Source organism: Dactylosporangium sp. NPDC000521 (assembly GCF_042898305.1).
In the GTDB taxonomy this organism is placed as follows: Bacteria; Actinomycetota; Actinomycetes; order Mycobacteriales; family Micromonosporaceae; genus Dactylosporangium.
Window position 1 is genome coordinate 462,175 of the sequence record NZ_JBIAYW010000003.1, and the last position, 18,236, is coordinate 480,410.

Here is an 18,236-nt window from a genome sequence, read left to right on the forward strand (position 1 = left end):
GCGGTTCGTCGTTGCCGCTCTTGTACCGCTCGCCGCGCTGTTCGGATGGCTTGGGGTGGCGACGCCGGTGCCGCTCGCGGCGTTGCTCGGATGGTCCGTGGTTGCCGGGCTCGGTCTGCTGGCGGCGCCGCTCGGATGGGTTGCCCTTGCCGCGTCCGTGCCGCTCGTGGCGCTGCTTGGATGGTTTGCCGTTGGCGTGCTTGGACCGCTCGCGGCGCTGTTCGGATGGCTTCGGGTGGCGGCGCTGGGACCGTTCGTGGCGTTGCCCGGGTGGTGTGCTGTTGCCGCGTCCGTGCTGCTCGCGGCGTTGGCGAGGCGGTTTGGCGTCGCCGGGTCGGCCGGTGTCGCGGGGCAGGGACGGGGTGTGGTCCGAAGGGCAGGTGCGGGGCTGCTGCTGGTCGCTGTTCGAGGGGCGGGTCGTGTGCGGGGGCGGCTGGGTCTGCTCCGAGGCGTAGCTGTGGCCGCGGTGGCCCGTGCGGCGCAGAGGCGGGACGCCGGTGATGGGCGGCCTGCGGGCCGGTGCCGTCCTGTCGGGCGAGCGTTTGTTGTGGCTGCGGTGGCAGGTGCGGCGCGGCGACTGTGCGCGGGCGAGAAGCCTTCTGCGGGGCGGCGCCGTGCTGAGGGTCGACTTCTTGCCATGGCTGGGGCGGCGGCCGGTGCGGCGCAGAGGATCGACGGCCGCCGGTCAGATTCGGTTCGGCGTTCGAGTGTCGGGCACGGCTTCGGAATGGTGCTGGTGCCCGTCGCGGCTCAGAGGCCGGGTGCGGCTCAGAGGCCGAGTGCGGACCAGAGGCCGGGCACAGGACAGGAGCCAGAGGCAGGACAGAGGCTGGCCGCGCGGATCGGCGGCCCCCTGTGGGGCGAGGCTTGGCTGTGGCGGGCGGCATGGGCGGAATGACGCGCAGGTGGTCGGCGGGGATGGGTGCTGTGGTACGGAGGTTGACGGTGGGGCAGGAGTTGGCGGTGGGCCGGCGTTCGCCTGCTGGTCGAGGTCTGGGTGTGGGGCGGCGGGTCGCGGCGGGGCTGGTGCTGGCGGTGGTGCTGGTGTTCGGTTGGGGTTCGCCGGCGGGTGCGCATGGTGGGGCTTCGGTCGTCATCCACTCGGATGGGCGGGGGTCGGTGTGGATCACCGCTCAGTGGCAGGACGGGCATCCGATCAACGAGCCGACGGTCGTCACGCTGTCGGCGAGTCCTGCGGGGGCGTCTCCCGGAGCTTCGGGGAGTGGGCAGGCTTCGGCGATCGTGGGGGAGCGGCTGACGCAGACGGGCGACGAGCGGGGGACGCAGACGTGGAGCGGGGTCCTGCCCGCGGGTGCGTGGCGTGTCGCGGTCGACCTCGGGGCGCCGGTCGAGGGGCATTGTCAGGCGCTCGTCCCGTCGGCCGGTAGTACCGACGCCAGTGTGCAGGCGGTGGAGGTCGCGTGCCTGATCCCGGCGAGCGGGGCCGTGGCGGACGGCCAGGCAGGTGACGGGGAGTCCTCGGCGGGTAGCCTTGCTCCGCTCTGGGTCACGTTGTCCGTCCTGGTCATCGCGGGTCTGATCGGGGCCGAGGTGGTGCGCCGGCGCAGAGGCAGGACGGGGCAGGCTCGGGAGAGCTCGCCGGCGGCCGTTCCGAGCGGTCCACCCTCGGACCCGGCCGACCCGTCTGAGACCGATCGGCCCGTCTGAGATCGGCCGAACTGCGTGAGGCGTAGATGACGGTCACTGGATGGGACGGTGGGCGAGGCGGTGGGGCTATTGGCAGGAAAGGGCGTTAGGCTTCCCCGCGTGACTGGTGAGGCCGGCGTGGAGGCAGCTGACCCGACGTCGGACCCGGCGACGGCGGCGCTGCTGGCCGCCCGTGGCGGTGACCGGGGCGGGGCGGGGGCGTTCGTTCGGTTGACCCAGCCGGAGGTGTGGCGGTTCGTCGCCGCGCTGGTCGGGGCGGGGCATGCCGATGACGTGACGCAGGACACCTACCTGCGGGCGTTCCGGGCGCTGCCGGAGTTCGCCGGGAGGTCCAGTGCCCGGACGTGGGTGCTCGCGATCGCCCGGCGGGCGTGTGCCGACCATGTGCGGGCCGCGGTGCGCGGGCGGCGGCTCGAGGCGCGGGTCGCGGCGGAGCCGGAGGAGCCGGCGGGAGGCGACCACGCGGGACTGCACGCGGCCGCCGACCTGGTCGCGGGGTTGCCGGCGGAGCGGCGGGTGGCGTTCGTGCTGACACAGGTGCTCGGGCTGTCGTACGCCGAAGCGGCCGAGATCGAGGACGTCCCCGTGGGCACGATCCGGTCCAGGGTCGCCCGCGCCCGCGCCGACCTGGTCGCCGCGATCGCCGCCGCACGAGCCGGATGACCGCGAGCACCAGGACGAATGCCAGGACGAACAGCAAGCAGGAAAGACGACGCGAACAGCAAGCCAGTGGATGACGCAAGCAGCAAGACGATGACGCGGTCAGCAGCGAGAGCAGCGGTGGCCGTGGTGCTGGGGGTTCTCGCCGCGCTCGGGTACATCGCGCCGGCCGGGGCGCACGGGGCCGACGCCCCCGCCGCCGTCGACTACGTGGTGAGCGTCGCCTCGGTGTCTGAGCCGGGAGTCACCGTGCGGGCCGTCGAGGGCGGCGCCCGCCTCGAGTTGCGCAGCGAGTCGGACCGCACGGTGGTCGTGCTCGGCATGCAGGGGGAGCCGTTCCTCAGGATCTCCGGGGACGGGGTGGCCGAGAACCGGAGCTCGCCGACCTGGGTGGCCAGCCGCTCCCTGACCGGCACCGCGAAAGGCGGCGCGACCACGGAGCCGGCGTGGCACCAGGTGTCCAGGCAGCGCACGGTGCGCTGGCACGACGAGCGGGCCCGGGAGCTGCCGGCCAGGGCGTGGAGCGTCCCCCTCGAGATCGACGGCAGCACGCCCGGCATCATCCGGGGCGTCATCACCAAGGCCGAGCCGCCGGCGACCGGCTGGTGGTGGTCCGGCGCGCTCCTCGCCGCGGTGGCGATCGGGTTGGCGACGCCCAGGTCACGGATCGCCCTGGCGGTGGTCGCCGGGGTGGCGGGTGCGGTCGTGGTGGCCTGGATCGTCGTGAGCGCGCAGCTGGCCACGTCGCCGGCCGAGAACCTCGGCACCCAGCTCCTGGCCAGGCTGTGGCCGCTGCTCACCGGGGTTGGGGTGCTCGCGGCGGCCGGGATGCTGGCACTGAGGAAGAGTGCCGCGAACCTCGTGGCCGCCATCGGCGGGGCGTGCCTCGCGGTGATGACCGGGTTCGCCGACGCCGGCGTGTTCAGCAACGGCGCCCTCGCGGGCCCGGGCTGGTCGAGGTGGGCGGTCGCCGGCGCGCTCGCCGGCGGCCTCGGGCTGCTGGCCGGTGGAGCGACGAGCTGGTACAGGACCCCCGTGAAAGGCACCCCCATGGAAGACCGCACAAGCGACAGCGAGAACTAAACAAAATAAAACGAGTTCTTTCATAAAGGCGCGTTACTGCGCATAATCGGGCATCGATGTTCCCCGCCAGGAGCAAAGGAGCCCGGTCCATGGACCGCAGAACGTTCGTCGCGAGCGGTGTCGCCCTCACCGGCGGCGCGATCGCCATGTCCACCGCCGTCGCCAGCCCCGCCAGCGCAGCGGTGCGCACGGCGAAAACCGTCACGCCCGGTGCCCGGGGCGGCCACTACTGGCCGAACCTCGCCCCGCTGAAGGCGACCGCGTTCCTGAAACTGCCACCGGGCGCGGTCCAGCCCCGCGGCTGGCTCCGCACACAGCTCAACATCGAGGCCGACGGCCTCTGCGGCAGGATGCCCGAGGTGTCCGACTACCTGCAGCTCAACAACTGCGGGTGGGTCGACAAGACCAAGGGCGCCTGGGAGGAGCTGCCCTACTGGCTGCGCGGCTTCGGCGACCTCGGCTACGTCACCGGCAACACCCGGATCCTGACCCTGGCCCGCCAGTGGATCGACGGGATCATCAACAACCAGGCCGCCGACGGCTTCTTCGGGCCGAACGCGCTGCGGACGAGCCTGGAGGGCGGCCCGGACTTCTGGCCGCACATGCCGCTGCTGGACGCGATCCGCTCCCACGCCGAGTACAACGAGCGCAACGGCACCCCCGACAACCGGGTCAACACGTTCATGCGCAAGTACTTCCAGTTCCAGAACGCGCAGCCCGCCGCCGTGTTCAACCGCAGCTGGGCCGCCCTGCGCTGGGGCGACAACATCGACAGCGTGTACTGGCTGTTCAACCGTACCGGCGAGACGTGGCTGCTCGACCTGGTGCGGAAGATCCACGCGGGCTCCGCGGACTACACCAACGGCATCCCCAACTGGCACAACGTGAACCTGGCGCAGGGCTTCCGCGAGCCGGCGCAGTTCGGCCTGCTCGACCCGGACCCGAAGTTCCCGGCCGCCACGTACCGCGACTACGACACCGTCATGGGCCTCTACGGCAACTTCCCCGGCGGCGGGTTCGCCGGCGACGAGAACTGCCGCCCCGGGTACACCGACCCGCGCCAGGGCTTCGAGACCTGCGGGATCGTCGAGTTCATGCACAGCCACCAGATGCTCGCGAGGATGACGGGCGACTCGATCTGGCTGGACCGGTGCGAGGACCTCGCGTTCAACCTGCTGCCCGCCTCGCTCGACCCGGCGCAGCAGGGCATCCACTACATCACGTGCGCCAACAGCATCGGCCTGACGAACGCGACCCTGACCCAGGGCCAGTTCCAGAACGGCTTCCCGATGCTCGCCTACCTGCTCGGCATCCACAACTACCGCTGCTGCCCGCACAACTACGGCATGGGCTGGCCGTACTACGCGCAGGAGCTGTGGTTCGCGACCTGGGACAAGGGCCTGTGCGCGGCGATGTACGGCAACTCGCAGGTGACCGCGAAGGTCGGCGCCGACGCGACCACGGTCACCGTCACCGAGGACACCGACTACCCGTTCAGCGACACGATCACGCTGACGATGGGCACTCCCGGCGCGGTGGCGTTCCCGCTGTACCTGCGGATCCCCAAGTGGAGCACCGGCGCGGTCGTGCGGGTGAACGGCACCGTGGTCACCGGCACGGTCGAGGCCGGCTCGTTCGTCATCGTCGACCAGACCTGGAACAACGGCGACAAGGTCACCGTCACCCTGCCGATGCGCACCACCGTGCGGACCTGGGCGAAGAACGGCAACGCGGTCAGCGTCGACAACGGCCCGCTGACGTTCTCGCTGTCGATCGCGGAGCGCTGGCAGCGCATCGGCGGCACCGACGCGTGGCCGGCCAACGAGGTGTACGCGAACTCGCCGTGGAACTACGGCCTGCTCATCGACCCGGCGAACCCGCAGGTGACGGTGGCCCGCAAGCCGGGGCCCCTGGCCGCGAACCCGTTCACCCGCGACGGCGCGCCGGTCTCCCTGAGCGTCACCGCGCGGAGGATCCCGAACTGGCAGGCGGACGCCGAGGGCGTGGTGCGCACGCTGCAGCAGAGCCCGGCCCGCTCGAGCCAGCCGAACGAGACCGTCCAGCTGCTGCCGATGGGGGCGCAGCGGGTCAGGATCACCACGTTCCCGCGGGTCAGCGACGGTGCCGACGCCGTCGACTGGGTCATCCCGGCGACCCCGTCGGCGTCGCACTGCTGGAGCGGCGACTCGGTCGCGGCGATCAACGACGGCAAGATCCCCAGCAGCTCAGCGGACCAGTCGATCCCGCGGATGACGTTCTGGGACCACCTCGGCACCAGCGAGTGGGTGCAGCTGACCTACGCGAGCGCGATCACGACCGGCGCGGTGTCGGTGTACTGGTTCGACGACACGGGCACCGGCCAGTGCCGGACCCCGCAGTCGTGGCAGGTGCAGTACCGCGACGCGAGCGGCGCGTGGGTGCCGGTCAGCGGCGCGTCGGCGTACGGTACCGCGACGAACACCTTCAACCGGGTGACGTTCACCGCCGTGAGCACCACCGCGCTGCGGCTCGCCGTGCAGCTCAAGGCCGGCGTGTCGGCCGGCATCCTGGAGTGGCGCGTCGAGGGCACCACGACGCCGGTGGCCTGGAAGCGGATCCAGAACAAGAACAGCCTCAAGGTGCTCGGCGTCGCCGGCATGTCGACCGCGAACAGCGCGAACGTCGTGCAGTACGACGACAACGGCACCGCCGACCACAACTGGCGCCTCGTCGACGCCGGCGGCGGCTGGTACAAGATCCAGAACCAGAACAGCGGGAAGGTCCTCGCCGTGCAGAACATGTCGACGGCCAACTCCGCGCTCGTCCAGCAGTTCGACGACAACGGATCCGCCGACCACCTGTGGCGGCTGATCGACAACGGCGACGGCTGGGTCCGCATCCAGGTGCAGCACAGCATGAAGGTGCTCGGCGTCTCGGGCATGTCGACGGCCAACTCCGCGCAGGTCGTGCAGTTCGACGACAACGGCACCGCCGACCACCTGTGGCGGCTGCTCTAACGAGCCCGGGGACGCGGCAGCAGCCGGGTGGTGGGCAACGCGGGCGCCGGCAGCGGCTCCTGACCACCCGGCACGACCCCGAACCGGGAAGATCCCGCCTGCCACTCGTCGCGCGCTGCCACGATCTCCTCGTGGGAGCGCGCGACGAAGTTCCACCACATGACCAGGTCCTCGTCGAGGGGCACGCCACCGATGAGGAACAGCCGCGCGTCGCCCTCCGACTGCAGGCGCAGCGACGAGCGGCCCTCGGGCAGGTGCAGCAGCGAGCCGGGCACGACGTCGAGGCCCTCGACCCGCACGCTCCCGTCGGTGACGGCCACCCCGTGCTCGAACGCCGGATTCATCGCGATCTCCGCCGGTGTACGACCAGCGAGCCGCACCTCGGCACCGACCAGCTCGCTGTGCACCACGGCCGGCGACGTGACCCCGCCCAGCGAGCCGACCGCGACGGTCATCCGTACACCGGCGGACTCCGCCACGGGAAGGTCCGAGAGGTGCTCGAAGCGCGGCGGCTGCCACCGCGCGCCGTCGGGCAGCGCCACCCACAGCTGCACCCCGTGCAGCAGCGGCGGCTTCGCGGTGGGGGAGTCCTCCGAGTGCGCGATGCCGCGCCCCGACGTCATGATGTTGAGCTCGCCGGGGCGGATCAGCACGTCGGAGCCGAGGCTGTCGCGGTGCCGGATCTCCCCGTCGAAGAGCCATGTCACCGTCTGCAGGCCGATGTGCGGATGCGGCGGGACCCGCATCCCCGGCCGCCCGGTGACCTCCTCGGGCCCGAAGTGGTCGAGGAAACACCATGCGCCGACGGTCCGGAGGACCTTGTTCGGCAGGGTCCGCCGCACCACCGAGTGGCGGCCCAGCGGGACGTCGCGGCCTTCGAGGAGTTCCATCGTCCGATTCTCTCTCCGCGGCCCGGCGGCAACCACGGACGGGTAATTTGTCCGTTGTGATGGGACTTGTCGTAGCGGCCCTCGCCATGCTCGTCGCCGGGGCGGCCGTGTTCCTCGCGTTCCAGGCGCTGCGGGGCGTCCAGCGCGCCGTTGCCGGCGCCGCCGACCTGCTCTCCGCATACCAGCTGGCCGAGGCGCGGGCCGACGCCGAGCGGGTGTGCGCGTGGGCGGTCAGCGAGCGCGAGACGTTCGAGAAGATCATCACGCGGGGCGTGGTCGGCGCCGCGATCCGCAACGCCGGCCAGACACCCGTCTACGACCTGGAGATCGTGTTCCGGGACCCGCCCGCCGCCTGGACCGCGATCCGCCGGGTCCGGATCGTGCCGCCGGCGGAGCAGCCGGAGGTGTACGCGGGGTTCGACGAGGAGAACACCGACGGCCCCGTCGAGCGGGACCGGATCAACGAGGACGGCACGATCCGGCTCGCCCCGTCCGCCGACATGCACGTCGAGCTGCGCTTCACCGACAGCCGCGGCCGCCGCTGGCAGCGCGACGACAAGGGCGTCCTCGCCCAGGTCGGCGAGAACGTCGCCCGGGCCCCCGCACCCGTCGACCAGGCGTGAGTCAGAGGCTGGCGGCGGCCGCGATCGCGGCGCCCCGGGCACCCGCCATGTCGCGGTCCGGCACGAGGGCGAATGTGGCGACCGCCGACTGCTCCTCGCGCAGCAGCGTGTACTCGCGGACCTTCGCCAGGAACCACTCGCGGAAGTGCGCCGCGGCCTCCACGACGCCGCCGCCGACGAAGTAGCAGTCGGGGTCGGTGAAGTTCGCCGCGATCGTGAACAGCCGCCCGAGCCCCATCGCCTGCTGGTCGAAGATGCGCAGCGCCAGCTCGTCGCCCTGCTCGGCGAAGGACCGGACCTGCTTCGCGGCGGCCTTCATCGAGTCGGCCTGGTGCAGCGGGTGGTCCGGGAAGCGGGTCAGCCAGTACGGCAGCAGGTTGCGCACGATGCCGGTGAGGGAGCTGACGCTCTCCACGTCGCCGAGGAACCCGCAGCCGCACGACGGCAGCGGCTGCCCCTCCTCGAGCAGGCCGTGCATCGGGATGTGGACGTGGCCGAGCTCGCCGGCCATCCCGGCCGCGCCCTTGACCACGTTGCCCTGCTCGATGACGCCGCCGCCAAGCCCGGTGCCGACGATCGCCGACACCGACGAGCGCTGCGTCGCGTCGGCGCCGAAGTGCACGTGGTGCGCGTAGAGGGCGGCGGCGTTGCCGTCGTTGTTGTAGATGACGGGCAGCCCGAGCCGCTGCTCCAGGGCACCGCGGAAGTCGAAGCCCCACCAGGCCTGCTGGGAGAAGTTCGTCGAGCCCTTGGAGGAGATGACCCCGTCGGCGGTGGCCGGGCCGGGGGTGTCGAGGCCGACCGCCGCGACCCGCGACCGGTCGGTCTTCGTCACCGCGAGGATGTTCTCGAACGCGCCGGCGAGGGCCTCGACCGCGATCGCCGGCCCCTCCAGGACCCGGCTCGGGACCTCGACCAGGCCGTCGACCAGGAACGCCCCGTCATGGGAGAGCACCGTGGCGTTGTTGGCGGTGCCGCCGTTGTCCAGGCCGACGACGACCCAATCCTCTGCCGTGCCCATCGGTCCTGCTCCTCACCGAGATCGAAGGTCAGCGGCGAACACGGTACCGCACCCCGTGACCCGGCGGGCACCTCGATCGTTCGGATCTTCATGGCGGTGCTGGAGCGGCAGGGGCACCTCGTCAGGTGGTGGCCGGCCGCGGCGCTGCTCGCGGCAACCGCCGCGCAGGGGCCGGCCGGCGGGTTCGTCTACGACGCGGCCCACTACTTCGACGGCTCGCTCGCCCTCTTCACCGCCGCGGACACGGTCCGGGTGGGTGACCTCGACTTCCGCGGCGCCCTGACACCGCTGGTCTACGCTCCGGCCGCGCTCGCCGAGCACCTGGTCACCGGCGCCGGCCGGTACGCCGTCCTGCTGGAGAACGCGCTGCTGGTCGCGCTCGTCGGCGGGTTCCTGCTGCCCCGGATCGCCGCCCGCCCGGCCGCCGTGTGGGTGTGTGCGCCGCTGACCTGGCTCGTCGCGGCGAGGTTCGCGCCGTTTCCGCTGATGGACCTGCCCGCCGTCGCCGCCTTCCTGACCGCGGTGTGGCTGGCACTGCGACCCAACCCGCTGCGCTCCAACCCGCTGCGACCCGACGCGCCGCGAGCCGATGCGCTGCGACCCGACCCGCTGCGACCCGATGCGCCGCGAGCCGATGCGCTGCGCGCCGGCACGGCGTGGTGCCTGGGGCTCGCCGGGGTGGCCGCCGGCGTGACGGTCAACCTGCGGCCCGCCTACCTGCTGCCCCTGGCCGCGCTCGGCGGGGTCGTCGTGGTGACCCGCCGGTGGCCGGCGCTGTGGTTCGCGGCCGGGGTGGTCGCCGGGTCGCTGCCGCAGGTGGCGTTCAACGCGCTGCGCGGGTCGGCGCCGGGACTGACGCCGCCGGGCACGGCGGACCTCGCCGGGTTCCAGGCCGGATACGCGTCGTACGTCGTGCGCTACGACACGATCGAGCCGGCGGCGGGGGCACCGCAGCAGTTCTACTGCGACCCGTCGATGGCGGCGGCGGTCGACGGGCGCCTGGCCGCCTCGACCGGCGGACTGGTCCGGGCGCTGCTGACGAACCTGCCGGAGTCGGCGCTGTTCCTCGCGGAGAAGGTCGCCGCCGCCCTGGCGTGGTCGTGGTCGACGCCGTACAGCGCCGCCGCGACCGCCGAACACTACGAGCTGACGGTGCCGGTCGTGCTGATCGTCGCCGCCGGGATCGTCGCCGCGTGCCGCACGCCGGGGGCGCGGACCCTCGCGGTCCTCGCCGCGGGTGTCTGCGCGTCGCTGATGACGTCGGCCACCGAGACCCGCTTCGCGCTGCCCCTCGTGCTGCTCGCGGTGGCCGGCTGCGCGCTGCTGACCGGGCCGGCCGGCGGCTCCGGCGGGACGCGCCCGCGGCCCGTCCGGTTCGCGGTGGTGGTGCTGGTCGCGGCGGCCGCCGTGTCCGCCGTGGCGGCCCTGGGGGTCGCGCACCCGCTGCCGCCCGGTCCCGCGACCCCGGCGGTGTGCGCCGCGAACGGGTGAAACGGCGCGACGCGCCCGGCGCCCGCGGCGTTGGGCGGTGCAGTGACCACGACATTGGACGCGATACGTGACCCTGGCGCCGGTCCGGACGAGCCATCCGTGACCCCCGGCCGCCGGCCGCGCGGCGCCGCCCTCGCGTCCTTGCTCCCGCTCGCCGCCGGCCTCACCGGGATCGCGTTCATGCTGCGGTTCTACGGGGTGGCGCTGCCCACCACGCTCGCGTTCGCCGGCTGGCTCACCGCCGGGGTCGTGCTGCCCGGCCTGCTGCTGTGGCGGGTGCTGCTGGGCCGGTCCGGCTGGCTCGTCGCCGACGTCGTCGCCGGCGCCGCGGTCGGTTACGTCGCCGAGGTCCTCACGTACATCGCCGCCCGCGCCGCCGGGGTGCCGCTGCTGGTGCTCGCCTGGCCCGCCGGGATGATCGGCGCGTCCCTGCTCGTGCCGCGGCTGCGCAAGGCCTGGCGGGGCTCCGGGGAGCGCGCCCCCGCGCTGTGGTCCTGGTCGATGCTGGCCGTCGTCGGCGTGTTCTGCCTGCGCAGCGTCCGCATGTTCCGCTTCCACGGCCTCGGCTGGCCCGTCACCGGCCCGCTCGACGCCGACACCCCGTTCCACCTGGCGCTCGTCGCCGAGGCGAAGCAGCACATGCCGATGCAGGCGCCCTGGGTGTCCGGCGAGCCGCTCGTGTACCACTGGTTCGTCTACCCGGAGATGGCCGCCACCAGCTGGGTGACCGGTATCGACCCCCTCGCGCTGCTGGTCCGGCTCACCCCGCTGCCGATGTTCGCCGGGACCCTGCTGCTCGTCGCGGTCCTCGCCCGGCGCGTCGCGGGCCGCTGGTGGACCGGCCCGGTCGCCGCCGTCGTCACGATGCTCGTCCTCGCCCCAGACCCGTACGGCTGGCCGCACCCCGACGGCTGGTTCGGCTTCGGGCCCTACGAGGACGGCTCCGTCTACCGCCTGGTCGCCTGGACCAGCCCGACGCAGACGTTCGGCGCCCTGCTCTTCGCCGCCGTCGTCCTGCTGCTGCTCGACATCCTCGACGGCGCCGCGGCCGGCTCCGCCACGGGCCGGTGGGCGCTGGTCGTGCTGCTGCTCGTGGGGCTCGCCGGGGCGAAGGCGCCGTACCTGCCGCTGCTCACCGGTGCGCTGGTCCTCGTCGTCGCCGTCCGGTTCGTCGCCCGCCGCGGCCTGCACCGGCCGGCGCTGTTCGCGACCGTCGTGACCGGCGTGCTCACCGCCGCCTCGACGGTCCTGCTGTACGGCGGCGGCGCCAGCCAGAGCCTCGTCGTCGAGCCCCTGGCGACCATGAACGGCTTCGCGACCGTCGCCGGCACCTGGACCGGGTACACCGGCCCCGGCACGCCGGCGGCGCACGCCTGGGTCGCCGCCGCGATCACCGTCCTGTGCTGGCTGTTCATCTGGGGCGGCGGCCTCGCCCTCGGCCGGCGGGTCCTGGACGCGCCGGTGCTGCTGCTCGCCGCGATCGGCGCCGGCGGCATGGGCGGCGTGCTGCTGTTCGGGCACCCCGGCGGATCCCAGTCCTACCTGATCGTGTCCGCCCGGCCGTACCTCGCGCTCGCCGCCGTCGCCGGGCTCGCCGCGACCGCCGGGACGATGACCCAGGCGCGCGGCGGGCTCCTCGCGCTCGCCGCGGTGGCCGGCACCACGGTCGTCTTCCTGCTGCGCACCACCACCGGCGAACCGCCGGCCGGGAGCGGTCTGGGGTGGGAGCTCAGCCGCCCGTACGCCGTGCTCGCCGCCCTCGCCGTCGTGGTCGTCGCCGCCGGGCTGATCCGGCGCGACGGGCGGATCCTGGCGGTGGCGATCGCGATGTGCGCCGGGTTCGGGCTGTCCACCGCCTACGACCAGACCGCCGCCGTCGTCACCGACACCGCCAGGGGCGGCTGGCGCGCCGTCCCGCCCTCCGAGCAGGTCGCGGGCGACGGCCGTACCAGCGCCATCGACCGCGACACGTGGGACGCCGGCCGCTGGCTGCGGCGCCACGCCGCACCCGATGACCTGCTCGCCACCAACGCGCACTGTTTCGGGGTGACCCCCGCCGGCGGCACGTGCGACAACCGGCGGTTCGCCCTCGCCGCGGCGAGCGGCCACCGGGTCCTCGTCGAGGGCTGGGGCTTCACCAGCAGCACGTACGAGCGCGCCGCCGACGACGGGGTGCTGCCCTGGTTCGCCGGCTTCTGGGACCCCGCGCGGCTCGCCGGGAACGACGCCGCGTTCACCGACCCCGGCCCCGCGACGATCGGGGTCCTCCGCGACCGGTACCAGGTCCGCTGGCTGGTCGCCGACACCACCGCCGGGCCGGTCGGCGACCTGGGCGCGCACGCCCAGGAGCGCTTCCGGGCCGGAAAGCTCACGGTCTATGAGGTGACATGAACGATCTCGCCGCCCACCACGCGCCGCTCGCCGGCGCCCTCACCGACGCCGTCCGGCGGGTCATCGACAGCGGGTGGTTCGTCCTCGGCCGGGAGGTCGCCGGGTTCGAGGAGGCGTTCGCCGCCTACTGCGGGGTGCCGCACGCCGTCGGCGTCGCCAACGGCACCGACGCGATCGAGCTCGCCCTCGCCGGGGTCGGCGTCGGCCGTGGCGACCGGGTCGCCCTGGTCGCGAACGCCGGCGGCTACGGCACCACCGCCCTGCTCGCCCTCGGCGCCGAACCCGTCTACGTGGACGTCGACGAGGACACCGCCACGCTCGACCCGCAGCTGCTGGACCGGGAGACGTTCGACGCGGTCCTCGTCACGCACCTGTACGGCCGGCTCGCCGACATGCCCGCGCTCCGCGCGGTCGCGGACCGGCACGGCGCCGCCGTCGTCGAGGACTGCGCGCAGGCCCACGGCGCGTCCCTCGACGGTCCCTCCGGAAGCCGCAGGGCCGGCGCGTGGGGCGACGCGGCCGCGTTCAGCTTCTACCCGACGAAGAACCTCGGCGCGCTCGGCGACGGCGGCGCCGTCGTCACCGCCTCCGCCGAGGTGGCCGAGCGGGTGCGGCGGCTGCGGCAGTACGGCTGGGACCGCAAGTACCACCAGGTGACCGGCCCGGCCCGCAACAGCCGCCTCGACGAGGTGCAGGCCGCGGTCCTGTCGGTGAAGCTGCCGCACCTGGACGGCTGGAACGCCGCGCGGGTCGCGGTCGCCGCCCGGTACCGCGACGCGATCCGCCACCCGAAGCTGACCCTGCCGGAGGTGGACGCGCCGGGGCACGTCGGCCACCTGTACGTGCTGCGCTGCGCCGACCGGGACGCGCTGTCGGCACACCTGCGCGCCCACGGCGTCGCGCACGACGTCCACTACCCGCTGCCCGACCACCGCCAGCCGGTGCACGGCGACCGGTTCGCCGGGCTGGAGCTGCCGGTCACCGAGCGGCTGTGCGCCGAGGTGCTGAGCCTGCCGTGCCACCCGGAGCTGCGGGCGGAGCAGGTCGACCGGGTCGCCGCCGCCGTGAACGCGTTCGGCGCCGGGGACGGGGAGGGCTGAGCCGTGTACTCCCTCATCGTCCCCGTGTACCGCAACGAGGACACCATCCACGACCTGCTCGCCGCGGTCGGCGACCTGCACGACGCGCTGGCCGGTGCCCTCGAGGCGGTCTTCGTCGTCGACGGCAGCCCCGACCGGTCGGCGGAGCTGCTGCAGTCGCTGCTGCCCGCGCAGCGGTTCCCGGCACGGCTGGTGCTGCTGTCGCGCAACTTCGGGTCGTTCGCGGCGATCCGCGTCGGCCTGCGGCACGCCACCGGCGAGTACTTCGCCGTCATGGCCGCCGACCTGCAGGAGCCGCCGGAGCTCGCGCTGGAGTTCTTCCGGACCCTCGCGACCGACGAGTTCGACGTCGTCGTCGGCACCCGCGAGGGCCGCGCCGACCCGCTCGGCAGCAGGATCGCGTCGAAGCTGTTCTGGGGCCTGTACCGGCGGATGGTCGTGCGCGAGATGCCGAGCGGCGGCGTCGACATGTTCGGCTGCAACCAGGCGTTCCGCGACTGCCTGCTCGCCTGCGAGGAGGCGAACACGTCGCTCGTCGCGATGCTGTTCTGGCTCGGGTTCCGCCGCAAGCAGGTCGCCTACACCCGGCGCGCCCGCATGAGCGGCAGCTCCGGCTGGACGCTGCGCAAGAAGGTCACGTACCTCATGGACAGCGTCTTCGCGTTCACGGACCTGCCGGTGCGGCTGCTGATGGCGGCCGGGATCCTCGGGCTGCTGGTGTCGGTGGTGCTCGGCGTGGTCGTGCTGTCCGCGCGCCTCGCCGGCCTGTTCGACGTGCCCGGCTACGCGGCGACGATCCTCGTCGTGCTGTTCTTCGGCGGCGTGAACGCGCTCGGGCTCGGTGTCGTCGGCTCATACGCGTGGCGCGGCTACGAGAACACGAAACGCCGGCCCCTCGCCGTCGTGGCGCGGGAGCTGCAGTACGCGTGCTCGCAGAAGGTCGTGGTCCAGCTGGGAGGACAGCGCTGATGTCGTACTTCACCCACCCCAACGCCCTGTGCGAGAGCACCGCCATCGGCGACGGCACCCGCATCTGGGCGTTCGCGCACGTGCTGCCGGGCGCGCGGATCGGCGCCGACTGCAACATCTGCGACGGGGTGTTCGTCGAGAACGACGTCGTCGTCGGCGACCGGGTCACCGTCAAGTGCGGCGTGCAGCTGTGGGACGGCGTGGCGCTGGAGGACGACGTGTTCGTCGGCCCCAACGTCACGTTCACCAACGACCGGATGCCGCGCAGCCGCCAGTACCCGGAGGCCTTCGCCCGCACGACGGTCGAGACCGGCGCGTCGATCGGCGCGAACGCCTCGATCCTGCCGGGGGTCACGATCGGCCGGCACGCGATGGTCGGCGCCGGCGCGGTCGTCACGCGGTCGGTGCCGCCGTACGCGATCGTCGTCGGCAACCCGGCGCGCCTCACCGGCTACGTCGACGCCGCGCCGGTGCCGGCGGAGCCGCACGACACCCAGACCGGCGAGCGGGTCAACGACACCAAGGTCCGCGGGGTCACCGTGCACCGCCTCGACTACGTGCACGACCTGCGCGGCAACCTGTCGGTGGGGGAGTTCGAGCGGGACATCCCGTTCCCGGTGAAGCGCTACTTCATCGTCTTCGACGTGCCGAACGAGAAGGTCCGCGGCCAGCACGCGCACCGCGAGTGCCACCAGTTCCTGATCTGCGTGAAGGGCCGCTGCAGCGTCGTCGCCGACGACGGCGTCGTCCGGCAGGAGTTCCTCCTGGACAGCCCCGCGACCGGCCTGTACCTGCCGCCGATGACGTGGGCGACGCAGTTCCGCTACTCGCCGGACGCCGCGCTGCTGGTCTTCGCGTCGCACTACTACGACGCGGCCGACTACATCCGCGACCACGCGGAGTTCGTCTCAGCCGCTCTGCAGGTGAGCGAGCACGGCTAGGACCCGCCGGTTGTCGTCGTCGGACACCGGCAGGTCGAGCTTGGCGAAGATGCTGGCGATGTGCTTGCCGACGGCGCTGTCGCTGAGGAACAGCTGCTTGCCGATCGCGGCGTTGGAGCGGCCCTCCGCCATCAGCGTCAGCACCTCCCGCTCCCGCGGCGTCAGCGTGCCCGTCGCCGGCGACGGCCGGGCGACGAGCTTCGCGATGACCGTCGGGTCCATCACGGTCCCGCCGGCGGCGACCCGGCGGACCGCGTCGACGAACTGGTCGGCGTTGAACACGCGGTCCTTCAGCAGGTACCCGACCGCGCCGGTGCCGTCGGCGAGCAGCTCCCGCGCGTACAGCTGCTCCACGTGCTGCGACAGCACCAGCACCGGCAGGCCCGGCACCTCCCGGCGGGCGGCGAGCGCCGCCTGCAGCCCCTCGTCGGTGAAGCTCGGCGGCAGCCGCACGTCGACGACCGCGACGTCCGGGCGGTGCTCCAGCAGCGCCGCGAGCAGCGCCGGGCCGGTGTCGACGGCGGCGACGACCTCGAAGCCGTGGCTCTGCAGCAGCAGGACCATGCCGTCCCTCAGGAGGTAGAGGTCTTCGGCGAGGACAACACGCACGGCAGCTCCAGCGTCGCGACGGTCGGCCCGCCGGGCGGGCTGTGCAGGGCCAGGGTCCCGTCGAAGGTACCCAACCGGCGTTCGATGCCGCGCAGGCCGGTGCCCCGCGACGGGTCCGCGCCGCCGGTGCCGTCGTCGGTGACCACGACCCGCAGCAGCCCGTGCTCGTGGCCCAGCGCGACGGTGACGGCCGCGGCGCCGCCGTGCCGGGTCGCGTTCGCGATCAGCTCGCTGACCGCGAAGTAGGCGGCGGACTCCACCGGTGCCGGCGGCCTTCCCTGCAATGTGCCGGTGACGGTCACGTCGGCGGCCGTGTCCGTGCTGAGGTCCAGGGCGAGGGCTCGTACGGCGTCGGCGAGGCCGCGCTCCGACAGCACCGGCGGGTGGATGCCGCGGACCAGGTCCCGCAGCTCCTCCAGGGCCGCCGCGGCGGTCTCCTTCGTCTGCTTGACCAGCTGCCTGGCGGCCGCCGGGTCGGTGTCCATGAGCCGTTCGATCGCGCCGAGGGTCAGCCCGACCGCGATCAGCCGCGCCTGCGCGCCGTCGTGCAGGTCCCGCTCGATCCGGCGGACCTCGGCGGCCTGCGCGTCGACGGCGTCCGCACGGCTCCGCGTGAGCTGCTCCACCCGAAGGCGCAGCGCCGCCTCGCGGGTCGGGCGCAGCAGCAGCGCCGTCCACCGCGCGTGGAGGGTGACGAGCCGCCCGGCGGTGACGAGCCCGACCGCGACGAGGCACACCCCCATGATCAGGCCGGCGGTCCGGTTGCCGTCCCAGGCGCCGTACCAGGCGGACCACTCCGCGTCGAACACCGTCGTCCACAGCCACGGCAGCGCCAGGCCGAACGCGCCGTAGACCGCGGCGGCGACCGGCGGCCCGAGCAGCGCGACGGTGACGACCGGGTCCACGGCCAGCCACACCAGGTCCCGCCACGACGCGACGTCGTGCCACGTCCACAGCCAGCGGGCGTTGAACCCGGCCATCGACTCGGTCTTGTACAGGTTGTTGCGCACCTGCAGCAGCCCGTCGGGGCGGCGGTGCGGCCGCAGCTCCGGCTCGTACGGGCGCGGCACCTCCACCCCGCCCCACCGCGCGAACTGCCGGCGCAGGTTCGCCAGCCAGCGGAAGTGCGAGACCGCGACGGGGATTGTGAAGACGAACCCGAGGCCGAAGCCGAGCGTGAAGCAGACGAGGCTGAACGCCAGCAGCACCACCTCGAGGGCGGCGCAGCACACCAGCAGCGCGGCCCGCCCCCACGCCAGGAGCCGCCGCTGGGTGCGCTCGCCGCGGGTCTGCTTCCTGGCCGCCCGGGCCGGGTCCATCGGCGCCAGCATCCACGCCGACCAGACCCCCACGGCCCGGACCGTCCACGGCGCCACCAGCAGCCCCACCGGCACGACCGCGAGGACGGCGACGGGGAACAGCAGCTGCCACACCAGGTCCCGCTTCGTCGCCGGGTCCTTCATCAGCCAGTCGAGGCGGCGGAAGAACCTCGGGAGGCGCGGCGTCTTGTAGAGGGTCGCGTCGTGCCGGTACATGCCGTCGGCGTCCGGCTCCGGGTCCGCCGGCGGAGGCCGGTACGGCTCCGGCACCGCGCGCCCCGTCCACGCGGCGAACATCGCCCGCCAGCGGTTGGTCAGCCGCCGCCCGTACAGCACCGGCGGCGGGATCAGGAAGACCAGGCCCAGCAGGACACCGGGGAGCAGCATCACCAGCGTCAGCAGGAACTGCACGAACACGACGACGGCGACACCCAGCAGCACGCCGCTGCGCGTCACACCCCTCACCCAGGTCATG

14 protein-coding genes are annotated in these 18,236 nt (G+C 73.4%); 10 read left to right on the top strand and 4 right to left on the bottom strand.

Annotated elements, in window-relative coordinates; all coding sequences use genetic code 11:
• The first annotated feature begins 945 nt into the window (after window positions 1-945).
• The 4 genes from ACFY3L_RS12325 (at window position 946) to ACFY3L_RS12340 (ending at window position 6,407) form a co-directional block, all read left to right on the top strand.
• The gene (locus ACFY3L_RS12325) at window positions 946-1,668 is read left to right on the top strand and encodes a hypothetical protein (protein WP_389321962.1); all 723 of its coding nucleotides are present in this window, start codon (window positions 946-948) and stop codon (window positions 1,666-1,668) included.
• A 99-nt stretch (window positions 1,669-1,767) separates the two neighbouring features.
• Window positions 1,768-2,331 (top strand): sigma-70 family RNA polymerase sigma factor, encoded by a 564-nt coding sequence (locus tag ACFY3L_RS12330; protein WP_389321964.1) that lies wholly within the window; start codon window positions 1,768-1,770, stop codon window positions 2,329-2,331.
• 90 nt (window positions 2,332-2,421) lie between these two features.
• Window positions 2,422-3,411 carry a hypothetical protein gene (locus ACFY3L_RS12335; RefSeq protein ID WP_389321966.1) on the top strand — a complete coding sequence of 330 codons (990 nt, stop codon included), beginning with the start codon at window positions 2,422-2,424 and terminating at the stop codon, window positions 3,409-3,411.
• Between the two features lie 89 nt (window positions 3,412-3,500).
• On the top strand, window positions 3,501-6,407 hold the full coding sequence (locus ACFY3L_RS12340; protein WP_389321967.1) for an RICIN domain-containing protein: 2,907 nt from the start codon (window positions 3,501-3,503) through the stop codon (window positions 6,405-6,407).
• On the opposite strand, the gene ACFY3L_RS12345 is transcribed toward ACFY3L_RS12340, so the two are convergent.
• Window positions 6,404-7,297, bottom strand: coding sequence for a pirin family protein (locus ACFY3L_RS12345; protein WP_389321969.1), 894 nt, complete (start codon window positions 7,295-7,297; stop codon window positions 6,404-6,406). The genes ACFY3L_RS12340 and ACFY3L_RS12345 overlap by 4 nt on opposite strands.
• Before the next feature lie 59 nt (window positions 7,298-7,356).
• Here ACFY3L_RS12345 and ACFY3L_RS12350 point away from each other — a divergent pair, with 59 nt between their 5' ends.
• Window positions 7,357-7,920, top strand: a complete 564-nt coding sequence (locus ACFY3L_RS12350; protein ID WP_389321971.1) for a hypothetical protein — start codon at window positions 7,357-7,359, stop codon at window positions 7,918-7,920.
• A gap of 1 nt (window position 7,921) precedes the next feature.
• Here ACFY3L_RS12350 and ACFY3L_RS12355 read toward each other — a convergent pair whose 3' ends face one another.
• A complete protein-coding gene (locus ACFY3L_RS12355; protein WP_389321973.1) occupies window positions 7,922-8,941 on the bottom strand; it encodes an ROK family protein in 1,020 nt (339 codons plus the stop codon).
• A gap of 90 nt (window positions 8,942-9,031) precedes the next feature.
• Between ACFY3L_RS12355 and ACFY3L_RS12360 the strand changes: the two genes are divergently transcribed.
• The 5 genes from ACFY3L_RS12360 to ACFY3L_RS12380 all read left to right on the top strand — a co-directional run bounded on the left by ACFY3L_RS12360 (window position 9,032) and on the right by ACFY3L_RS12380 (window position 15,833).
• Entirely contained in the window at window positions 9,032-10,432 is a 1,401-nt protein-coding gene (locus tag ACFY3L_RS12360) for a hypothetical protein (protein WP_389321975.1), read from the top strand.
• 99 nt (window positions 10,433-10,531) lie between these two features.
• Window positions 10,532-12,823 carry a hypothetical protein gene (locus tag ACFY3L_RS12365; RefSeq protein ID WP_389321976.1) on the top strand — a complete coding sequence of 764 codons (2,292 nt, stop codon included), beginning with the start codon at window positions 10,532-10,534 and terminating at the stop codon, window positions 12,821-12,823.
• Complete coding sequence (locus ACFY3L_RS12370) at window positions 12,820-13,923, top strand: DegT/DnrJ/EryC1/StrS family aminotransferase (protein WP_389321978.1); 1,104 nt, start codon at window positions 12,820-12,822, stop codon at window positions 13,921-13,923. Before ACFY3L_RS12365 ends, ACFY3L_RS12370 begins: the two co-directional genes overlap by 4 nt.
• A 3-nt stretch (window positions 13,924-13,926) precedes the next feature.
• Entirely contained in the window at window positions 13,927-14,892 is a 966-nt protein-coding gene (locus ACFY3L_RS12375) for a glycosyltransferase family 2 protein (protein WP_389321980.1), read from the top strand.
• Window positions 14,892-15,833, top strand: a complete 942-nt coding sequence (locus tag ACFY3L_RS12380) for a WxcM-like domain-containing protein (protein WP_389321982.1) — start codon at window positions 14,892-14,894, stop codon at window positions 15,831-15,833. Before ACFY3L_RS12375 ends, ACFY3L_RS12380 begins: the two co-directional genes overlap by 1 nt.
• Here ACFY3L_RS12380 and ACFY3L_RS12385 read toward each other — a convergent pair.
• Window positions 15,801-16,442 carry a response regulator transcription factor gene (locus tag ACFY3L_RS12385; RefSeq protein WP_344503318.1) on the bottom strand — a complete coding sequence of 214 codons (642 nt, stop codon included), beginning with the start codon at window positions 16,440-16,442 and terminating at the stop codon, window positions 15,801-15,803. The genes ACFY3L_RS12380 and ACFY3L_RS12385 overlap by 33 nt on opposite strands.
• Complete coding sequence (locus ACFY3L_RS12390) at window positions 16,406-18,235, bottom strand: histidine kinase (RefSeq protein ID WP_389321984.1); 1,830 nt, start codon at window positions 18,233-18,235, stop codon at window positions 16,406-16,408. Before ACFY3L_RS12390 ends, ACFY3L_RS12385 begins: the two co-directional genes overlap by 37 nt.
• Window position 18,236 lies beyond the last annotated feature (1 nt).